This window comes from Rhodococcus sp. OK302 (assembly GCF_002245895.1).
Classification (GTDB): Bacteria; Actinomycetota; Actinomycetes; order Mycobacteriales; family Mycobacteriaceae; genus Rhodococcus_F.
Genome location: NZ_NPJZ01000001.1, coordinates 2,735,042 through 2,744,251, shown reverse-complemented (window position 1 = coordinate 2,744,251; position 9,210 = coordinate 2,735,042). Strand labels below are relative to the sequence as shown.

Here is a 9,210-nt window from a genome sequence, read left to right as displayed (position 1 = left end):
CGTACGTCCCCTGAGATGACACAGTACAGTTCCCCCCGGGGTTGAAACTGTGGTCCACGTCCGGTCCACGACAAGGTCAGGTATTCGGGGGTGAAACCGTGGATCGATCGCGCCTGAAAAAATGGCCGTCGTCGCACAGGGTCTCGGCGCACGAGGTGGTGTTCGCACAGGCCTGTGGTGTCAGCGCAGCGTGCGTCGCCGCGTTCGCAGGGCTCAACCATTGGTGGGTGCTCGGAATCGCTTGTGGCGTAGCCGCTGTGCTACTCCTGCATGTCGGCGGATGGTCGATCATCACCTGGGCGAGAACCTGCTTTCGCTATCTGCGCGGCCGTTCGACCTCAGACGGAACAATCGTGAGTTTCCAGACTCCGACTGAACAATCCATCGGACTCCGCGTCGACGGTTCATCGTTGGTCACCGTCGTCGAAATCACTCCACCCCGAGACTATTTGACGAGAATCGGACGATTGTCGTTCCATGCTTCCCATGTGCTCCCGACGTCGGCGCTCGCAGATTGTCTCCACCAACACGACATTTCACTCACCGGTATCGATATTGTCAGCCATGGAAATCGCGTGGCTGCCGGCACTCCGGCGACCGAGGTATATGACCGTTTGATCGGCCCCTTACCGGCAACCGCAACCAGAACAGTCTGGCTCGCACTACGTTTCGACGGCGTCGAGGGCGCAGACGCCGTCGAGCGGCGCGGCGGTGGAGAACAAGGCGCAGCGCGGAGCATCTCCGTCGCGACGAGCCGGGTCGTTCGGGTACTCGAAGCTACCGGCGCCCGCGCCCGTATTTTGACCGCCCCCGAAGTTTCCTCTGCCACCGCCCAGGTAAGTCGCGGCATCGATATCGGTGAAGTAGCCCAAAACTGGCGGTCGACACCGCTTCCCGGAGTCTCGAACTTCGGATACGGCATCGAACCCACATCGATCACCACCGAAACCCTCGCGCAAGTGTGGGCAATACCGACCATGGGTACATCGGTGACTGTTCGATTACGCCCAAGACCGGAACCCGGGCTGACCACGGTCAGCGCAACGTGCCGTTTCACAACCAGGAATCCACCGGAGGCAGCTCCTGTCGCCGGACTGATCTCGATGCGCGGCCGTCAGCGGGATGCCCTGATCACCAACCTGCCGACGGTCCTCGCCGCACTCGACACCATCTCCCCCGCCAGCACAATGGATGCATCTCAGTTGGCGTCACTGGCACTCCCCCTCTCCGGTTGCGGACAACTCCTCGGCTCGGACGAGAGGGGTCAGGGCGTGACAGCCCCGGTGGCCGGCACCGGAGTAACCAGAGTCTTCGTGGCCGGGGAACTCTATGTGGCACAACAATTGATCTTTCGCGCCATCGCAACGGGAGCGCGCGTCCTGATTCACACCGACCGCCCCGAGACCTGGGCATCGCTGGTCGACTCGATGGGAGTTCCTGATCGTCTACGCGTGTCGGGGCAAGAACACGGCCAGGGGCACAGACACAGCCTGGAAGGAAACTTCAATGCCGTTGTCTTCGACGGCGTTCACGCACTACCACCACGGGCGGGCGTCACGGCGATCTACGTCTACAGCGACCCCCGCCAATGGCCGGACCTCGAACCTGATCTCACAATTATCCAGCCAGATGCGTTGGGCGACAAAATCATCGTTCGCACGAACAAGACTCGTGTTGCGCTCACACTGGTCACGATTGCAGCCGAAACGGCGTTCATCGGCCGTCCCCGGCCGGGCGAAGACTACCGGGTGTCTCCATCCACGAATCAGCAGGGATAGGGTTCGACGGCACGCCGATCGCGTAATCCTCGTCCCCACCAATCCAATTGATCGATCATCCGGCCGGCAGCATCCACCGCGGCAGCATCCACATTCCGGACTCCGTCACGAAACTGCTTGCGCACCTGGTGAATACTCACACTTTGTCGCACGGAAACCATGTGCAGTTCCGCAACTACTTGACGCAATTGTTCTGTTGCACGGAGCCCTCCCGACTGCCCGCCGTAAGAAACGAATCCGATCGGTTTTGCACGCCACTCATGCTTCACCGAATCGAGTGCCGTCTTCAGAGCGGCAGGGTATCCGTGGTTGTACTCGGAAGTGACAGCAACGACGGCGTCCGCGCCACCGATGCGTCGACGCAACGTCTCGGTCGCCGTTGACTGCGAAAATCAGATGGAAGCGACAAGTCTGCAAGATCGATGACCGAGACCTTCCAACCCGGCACTGCTCGCGCTTGCTCGGCAAACCATTCGGTCACTGCGGGAGCGATACGACCCACACGAACCGAACCGACAATTACCTCGACGTTCAGATCGGTCATGCCGTTGATGCTAACGGTGCACTGTTGCCGAGATCCCGGTGGTGATGAGTGCCGCTAGTTCTCGATATGCCTGCGCATCATCGAGGCCCGTAGCCAGATACACCTCACGCTGCTGAATCCGAACCATCGTCGTCGCTGCGGCATCGGCGACAAACGATGCATGCACCTCTCGAAATGCCCCGACTGCAACCCCTCGAACAATCAATTCACGAACCCGATCGGCAGCAATCGACGTGTTCTTCTCGTACACCTGCCGCCCCGGTGAGGACCCGGCCAGATCCTCCATGAACTGGTGCGATGCCCGGGAAAGCTGATCGCCCACGGCCTCGAGGTACGCGGTCACCTGCGCTAGTGGATCCGTCTGAACCGCGACCGCTTCTTCGACTGCATCGGTCGCAGCGCGAAAGAAATGAACAGTGACTGCGCGGACCAGATCGTCCTTACCGGCAGCAACCGTGTACAGCGTGCTCTTGGAGCAATGGAGGCGTGAGGCGATCTCATCGAGCGTCAGGTGCACAAATCCTTCGTCCAGAAAGAGCACCACCAACTGATCGAATAGTTGCGCCCTGCGTGCCGTCACCCTTGCCATACTCAAAAGAGTACTGCAGTATCGTCTTCAGTACTACTACAGAAACAGGAGTCGACAGTGCCGGTCGAACGTCTGATGCCCAGCCAAGAAGCACGCGATCTCATCGAATTGACCCGCGATGTAGCCGACAAGGTTCTTGCACCCAAGGTCAACGAGTACGAGAAGGCCGAAAAGTATCCGGAGGGGGTCTTTCCCGCCCTCGGACAAGCTGGACTCCTGAGCCTGCCCTACCCCGAAGAATTCGGCGGCGGAGATCAACCCTACGAGGTCTATCTTCAAGTTCTCGAAGAGATCGCCTCACGTTGGGCGGCAGTTGCTGTCGCAGTCAGCGTGCACAGCCTCTCCTGCTTCCCTCTGTTCACCTTCGGAACCGATGAACAGAAGAACCGATGGCTGCCGGACATGTTGGGCGGCAACACCATCGGCGCATACAGCCTCTCCGAAGCTCAAGCGGGGTCCGACGCCGCAGCACTCTCCTGCAAGGCCGCGCCCGTCGACGGCGGATACCTCGTCAACGGCAGTAAAGCGTGGATCACCAACGGCGGCAAGGCCGACTTCTACAACCTGTTCGCTCGAACCAGCGACGACGGATCACGCGGCATCTCGTGCCTGCTGGTCGACAGGGACACCCAAGGGCTCAGCTTCGGGAAACCTGAAGAAAAGATGGGACTGCGCGCCGTCCCGACAGCCTCCGCGAATTACGACGACGCCTTCATTACGGACGAGCGCCTCATCGGACAACGAGGCCAAGGCCTCCCCATAGCGTTCAGTGCCCTCGATTCCGGCCGGTTGGGAATCGCTGCCGTCGCTGTCGGCATCGCTCAGGGCGCACTTGACGACGCTGTCGCCTATGCCAAGGAACGCAAGGCTTTCGGCAAGCGGATTATCGATCATCAAGGCCTCGGATTTGTTCTTGCAGATATGGCTGCCGCCGTCGACTCTGCCCGCGCCACCTATCTCGATGCCGCACGCCGCCGCGACGCCGGAGTTCCGTACTCCCGCAACGCCAGCGTCGCCAAGCTCATTGCCACCGACGCCGCAATGAAGGTCACGACCGACGCGGTTCAGGTTTTCGGCGGGTACGGCTACACCCAGGACTTCCCGGTTGAACGCTACATGCGCGAAGCCAAGATCACGCAGATCTTCGAGGGCACCAATCAGATTCAGCGACTGGTGATTGCGCGCCAACTCGCAGGATAGATCTGGATACGACGATGCCCTCCCACTTCAGAGATGTGGGAGGGCATCGTCGTGAGCTATCGCTCCGCGCTGGGGCGTCGTACATCAGGATTCAGTCGCCGCAGCAACCGCCACCGGAGGGCAGCTCACGCGTCTCGCGCGTAATCGCATTGCGAGCAGCCAATTCCGAGTAGTCGGGATAATCGACCCGCACCAACGACAAACCATGAGCCGGCGCTACGAGAATCGAACTCGACCGCGAGGTTTCATCGAGCAGCCCGGCCAACCAATCAGAGGTTCGACGCCCTTCGCCGACGGACAGGACCGCGCCGACCAAGCTCCGAACCATCGACCAGCAGAACGCATCTGCGTTCACGTATGCCGTGAACACGGTGCCGTCCTGCGCCCAGTCGAAACGCTGAAGCTCGCGTACCGTAGTCGCACCTTCGCGCCGCTTACAGAACGCAGCAAAATTGTGGAGTCCCAAGAGTCGCTGCGACGCTTCCTGCATAGCAGCGAGATCCAACTGCTTCGGGTAGGAAACGATATCGCGGGACCGAAGTGGTTCGACGCCGAACGCAGCGTTGGACACCCGGTACTCGTAATAGCGTCGCATCGCGGAGAATCGAGCGTCGAAATCAGCGGGAACAACAGTAATCGATTTGACCCGAACGTCCTTCGGAAGGAATCGAGCCAGGCGGCGGACCAACCGGGACGGATCGTCGGGCAACAGATCTGCCGGTACATCGACGTGCGCGACCTGGCCGCTCGCATGTACTCCGGCGTCTGTCCGGCCCGCGACGGTCAACTGAACCGGAAGCCGCAGAACAGTTCCAAGCCGATCCTCGATCTCGCCGCACACTGTACGTAGATCGGTCTGTCTGGCCCAGCCGGAGAAATCGGTTCCGTCGTAGGAGATGTCGAGGCGCAATCGAACGAGCCCGCCGTCCCCGAGGGGGGCGGCGGGCTCATTCGATTCAGCGTGTGCTGAAACCAAGGGAACTAGTCCTTCTTGGCCTCTTCGGCTGCGGGGGCCTCGTCGGCCTCCACAACCTCGGTGACGTCAGCCTCTACAGCAGCAGACTCAGCTTCAACAGCTGCTTCTACCGGTGCGTCCTGCGAAGCCTGGACGCGACGTGCGCGGTCAGCCTCGGAGGTGACGGTCTTTTCCTTGACGAGCTCGATGATTGCCATCGGAGCGTTGTCGCCCTTGCGGGGGACCGTCTTGGTGATGCGGGTGTATCCACCGGGACGATCCGCGTAGAACGGGCCGATCTCGGCGAACAGGGTGTGAACGACATCCTTGTTACGGATGACCTTCAGAACCTCACGACGGTGAGCCAGCGTGCCGGCCTTAGCGTGCGTGACGAGCTTCTCGGCGTAGGGGCGCAGTGCCTTGGCCTTGGACTCGGTGGTGGTGATGCGACCGTGCTCGAAGAGCGCGGTAGCCAGATTGGCGAAAATCGCCTTCTGGTGCGAAGCCGACCCGCCGAAGCGGGCACCCTTCTTGGGCTTGGGCATGATGATCTCCTAGTAAAGGACCTGAGCTGCTACAGCTGTTCGGTCTCGGCGTAGTCCTCGGTACCCTCGGCATCGCCGAAGGAACCGGCATCGGTGTCACTCCACGTTCCGGTGGCGGCGTCGTAGCCGGCAACAGTGGTGGGATCGAAGGATGCGGGGCTGTCCTTGAGGGACAGGCCGAGCGAATGCAGCTTGACCTTGACCTCGTCGATGGACTTCTGTCCGAAGTTGCGGATGTCGAGCAGATCGGACTCGGTACGGCCGACAAGCTCACCGACGGTGTGAACACCTTCGCGCTTGAGGCAGTTGTAGGAACGGACGGTGAGGTCCAGATCCTCGATGGGGAGTCCGAAGGAAGCGATGTGATCGGCCTCGGCAGGCGAGGGTCCGATCTCAATGCCTTCTGCTTCGACGTTCAGCTCACGGGCCAGGCCGAAGAGCTCCACCAGGGTCTTGCCCGCAGAAGCGAGCGCGTCCCGTGCAGTGATGGAATTCTTCGTTTCCACGTCGAGAACGAGCCGATCGAAGTCGGTGCGCTGTTCGACGCGAGTGGCCTCCACCTTGTAGGTGACCTTGAGCACCGGCGAGTAAATCGAGTCGACCGGAATACGGCCGATCTCTGCGCCGGACGCCTTGTTCTGGACGGCGGGGACATAGCCGCGACCGCGCTCGACTACGAGCTCGATCTCCAGCTTTCCCTTGTCGTTCAGGGTGGCGATGTGCAGATCAGGGTTGTTCACGATGACGCCGGCCGGGGGCACGATGTCGCCTGCAGTAACAGCGCCGGGGCCCTGCTTGCGGACGTACATGGTGACCGGCTCGTCCTCTTCGGAGCTCACGACGAGGCCCTTGAGGTTCAGGATGATGTCAGTGACATCTTCCTTGACTCCGGGGACCGTGGTGAACTCGTGGAGAACTCCGTCGATACGGATGCTGGTTACAGCAGCGCCGGGAATCGACGAGAGCAGCGTGCGGCGCAGCGAATTGCCGAGCGTGTACCCGAAACCTGGCTCCAGGGGCTCGATGACGAACTTCGAGCGGTTATCAGCGATGACCTCTTCGGTCAGCGTGGGTCGCTGAGAAATGAGCATTGGTATTTCCTCCTGTACGGGCGTCCACTATTTGACGCCCACGATGGGGCAGAAAGGGCTTGCGCCCTGTGAGCGGTTGCGAAGTCCGAAGACTCCGCAACCACTCACAGAGAGCGAAACGCCTTACTTCGAGTAGTACTCGACGATGAGCTGTTCCTGCAGAGCAATATCGATCTGCGCGCGCTCGGGAAGCTGGTGAACCAGGATCCGCAGACGCGAGCCGACAACCTGCAACCATGCGGGAACCGGGCGGTCGCCGACGGTCTCACGTGCAACCTGGAACGGAAGCGTGGTGAGCGACTTTTCCTTGACATCGATGATGTCGTACTGCGAAACGCGGTAGCTAGGAATGTCGACCTTCTTGTTGTTCACGAGAAGGTGACCGTGCGTGACCAGCTGACGTGCCTGACGGCGCGTACGAGCGAGGCCTGCGCGGTACACGACGTTGTCGAGACGCGACTCGAGGATGCGAAGCAGGTTCTCGCCGGTCTTACCGGGGCGGTTGTTCGCCTCCTTGTAGTACAGACGGAACTGCTTCTCCATGACGCCGTAGGTGAAGCGAGCCTTCTGCTTCTCCTGCAGCTGGAGCAGGTATTCGCTCTCCTTGATACGCGCGCGGCCGTGCTGTCCGGGCGGGTACGGGCGACGCTCGAATGCCTGGTCGCCTCCAACGAGGTCGACGCGCAGACGACGCGACTTGCGGGTGATGGGTCCGGTATAACGTGCCATGATTTTCTACCTATTCCTTCCCGCTTATACCCGACGCCGCTTGGGCGGACGGCAGCCGTTGTGCGGCTGGGGAGTTACATCGGAAATGGTGCCGACCTCGAGGCCTGCGGCCTGGAGTGAACGAATCGCGGTCTCGCGACCCGAACCCGGTCCCTTGACGAAGACGTCAACCTTCTTGACACCGTGCTCCTGCGCCTTGCGGGCAGCGCTCTCAGCAGCGAGCTGAGCGGCGAAGGGAGTCGACTTACGCGAACCCTTGAAGCCGACGTGTCCCGAGGACGCCCAGGAAATGACATTTCCGGCGGGGTCCGTGATGGACACGATGGTGTTGTTGAAGGTGCTCTTGATGTGAGCAGCGCCGTGCGGGATGTTCTTCTTATCCCTGCGACGCGCCTTCTGGGTCTTCTTCGGACCGGTGCTACGTGACTTCGGGGGCATTACTTCGCCTTCTTCTTGCCGGCAATGGTGCGCTTCGGACCCTTACGGGTACGGGCGTTGGTCTTGGTGCGCTGACCACGCACGGGCAGACCACGACGGTGGCGCAGGCCCTGGTAGCAGCCGATCTCGATCTTGCGACGGATGTCGGCCTGAACCTCGCGGCGAAGGTCACCCTCAACCTTGAGCGACTCCTCGATGTACTCGCGGAGCTTTGCCAGGTCCTCGTCCGAGAGGTCCTTGCTCCGGAGATCCGGGTTGACGCCGGTGGCGTCAAGGATTTCCTTGGAGCGGGTACGGCCGATGCCGTAGATGTATGTCAGTGCGATCTCCATACGCTTTTCGCGAGGAAGATCAACACCAGAGAGACGTGCCATGTTGGCATTTCCTATCGGTGTGCGGAGGTCTGCTCCCAGCCCATCCCCTGTGCCTCTTGTCGAGTACCGCCGCCGTAAGGCGTAGATGATCTCATCAACTAACTCAGTGGGGCCCCGGCCTCCGTGCCGAGGGTGAACCATTGTCCGACCTTGTCGATCGGTGAACGATCGCGTGGGGTCTCGTCAACAATGGCTGGTACTGGAAGGTCTTCTTTGCTTGTTGCCAAGCAGATCTTCGAAAAGCTCGATCTAGCCCTGACGCTGCTTGTGACGCAGGTTCTCGCAGATCACCATGACCCGACCGTTACGGCGGATCACTTTGCACTTTTCGCAGATCTTCTTGACGCTCGGATGAACCTTCACGTCTTCTGATCTCCTGTTTTGTCGCAGCCTGCCAGGACGAACCACGGCAGACGTACTTCTCCCTGACCCAGGTCAGGTCCGGGAAGTTCGTTACTTGTAGCGGTAAACGATGCGTCCGCGCGACAAATCGTAGGGCGAAAGCTCTACGACAACGCGATCTTCCGGGAGGATGCGAATGTAGTGCTGACGCATCTTTCCGCTGATGTGGGCGAGGACCTTGTGGCCATTCTCGAGCTCAATGCGGAACATTGCATTGGGCAGCGGCTCGACTACTCGTCCTTCGACCTCGATGGCCCCGTCTTTCTTAGCCATATCCTCCGCGATCCGTTTGGTTTGGCATGCTTCGTGCATCGGCTTCCGTTACATTGGCACGCAATGGTTTCTTCATCGACATGATTTTTACATCGACTGGTGCGGTGATTCCCCGTAGCGGCAGTCCTACACACACAAGCTGTCGACACGCATGGCGCACCGCCTAGCTATGCTACGCGAGAAGAACGACCAGGCCAAATGCGCCTCCCCCAGACGTCTCCTCGCCGCCACCTCCTGGCCGACGCCGAGACCAAGAAAAAAGTCCCGACCCATTCAGGGCCGGGACTTTCTG

Annotated in this window: 11 protein-coding genes and 1 pseudogene; 2 read left to right on the top strand and 10 right to left on the bottom strand. The window is 60.6% G+C overall.

Features of this window, described 5'->3' with window-relative positions; translation table 11 throughout:
• Window positions 1-98: 98 nt before the first annotated feature.
• Complete coding sequence (eccE, locus tag BDB13_RS12585) at window positions 99-1,778, top strand: type VII secretion protein EccE (protein ID WP_094271931.1); 1,680 nt, start codon at window positions 99-101, stop codon at window positions 1,776-1,778.
• On the opposite strand, the pseudogene BDB13_RS12580 reads toward eccE, so the two are convergent.
• Window positions 1,766-2,322, bottom strand: a pseudogene (locus tag BDB13_RS12580) (NADPH-dependent FMN reductase). The gene eccE and the pseudogene BDB13_RS12580 overlap by 13 nt on opposite strands.
• 10 nt (window positions 2,323-2,332) lie before the next feature.
• Entirely contained in the window at window positions 2,333-2,911 is a 579-nt protein-coding gene (locus tag BDB13_RS12575) for a TetR/AcrR family transcriptional regulator (protein ID WP_094271930.1), read from the bottom strand.
• Between the two features lie 57 nt (window positions 2,912-2,968).
• Between BDB13_RS12575 and BDB13_RS12570 the strand changes: the two genes are divergently transcribed.
• Complete coding sequence (locus BDB13_RS12570; protein WP_094271929.1) at window positions 2,969-4,111, top strand: acyl-CoA dehydrogenase family protein; 1,143 nt, start codon at window positions 2,969-2,971, stop codon at window positions 4,109-4,111.
• Window positions 4,112-4,202: 91 nt separating this feature from the next.
• Here the strand turns inward: BDB13_RS12570 and truA are convergent, their stop codons facing one another.
• The 8 genes from truA to infA form a co-directional block, all read right to left on the bottom strand.
• On the bottom strand, window positions 4,203-5,087 hold the full coding sequence (gene truA, locus BDB13_RS12565) for a tRNA pseudouridine(38-40) synthase TruA (RefSeq protein WP_094271928.1): 885 nt from the start codon (window positions 5,085-5,087) through the stop codon (window positions 4,203-4,205).
• A gap of 5 nt (window positions 5,088-5,092) precedes the next feature.
• Window positions 5,093-5,611 carry a 50S ribosomal protein L17 gene (rplQ, locus tag BDB13_RS12560; protein ID WP_094271927.1) on the bottom strand — a complete coding sequence of 173 codons (519 nt, stop codon included), beginning with the start codon at window positions 5,609-5,611 and terminating at the stop codon, window positions 5,093-5,095.
• Window positions 5,612-5,640: 29 nt separating this feature from the next.
• Window positions 5,641-6,702 (bottom strand): DNA-directed RNA polymerase subunit alpha, encoded by a 1,062-nt coding sequence (locus tag BDB13_RS12555; protein ID WP_094271926.1) that lies wholly within the window; start codon window positions 6,700-6,702, stop codon window positions 5,641-5,643.
• Window positions 6,703-6,825: 123 nt separating this feature from the next.
• Entirely contained in the window at window positions 6,826-7,431 is a 606-nt protein-coding gene (gene rpsD, locus BDB13_RS12550; protein ID WP_094271925.1) for a 30S ribosomal protein S4, read from the bottom strand.
• A gap of 24 nt (window positions 7,432-7,455) precedes the next feature.
• Window positions 7,456-7,869 carry a 30S ribosomal protein S11 gene (gene rpsK / locus BDB13_RS12545; RefSeq protein ID WP_094271924.1) on the bottom strand — a complete coding sequence of 138 codons (414 nt, stop codon included), beginning with the start codon at window positions 7,867-7,869 and terminating at the stop codon, window positions 7,456-7,458.
• Complete coding sequence (gene rpsM, locus BDB13_RS12540; RefSeq protein ID WP_033231363.1) at window positions 7,869-8,243, bottom strand: 30S ribosomal protein S13; 375 nt, start codon at window positions 8,241-8,243, stop codon at window positions 7,869-7,871. The genes rpsK and rpsM overlap by 1 nt, the downstream gene beginning before the upstream one ends.
• A 249-nt stretch (window positions 8,244-8,492) precedes the next feature.
• Window positions 8,493-8,606 carry a 50S ribosomal protein L36 gene (rpmJ, locus tag BDB13_RS12535; protein WP_094271923.1) on the bottom strand — a complete coding sequence of 38 codons (114 nt, stop codon included), beginning with the start codon at window positions 8,604-8,606 and terminating at the stop codon, window positions 8,493-8,495.
• A gap of 90 nt (window positions 8,607-8,696) precedes the next feature.
• Window positions 8,697-8,918 carry a translation initiation factor IF-1 gene (infA, locus tag BDB13_RS12530; protein WP_003418601.1) on the bottom strand — a complete coding sequence of 74 codons (222 nt, stop codon included), beginning with the start codon at window positions 8,916-8,918 and terminating at the stop codon, window positions 8,697-8,699.
• Window positions 8,919-9,210 lie beyond the last annotated feature (292 nt).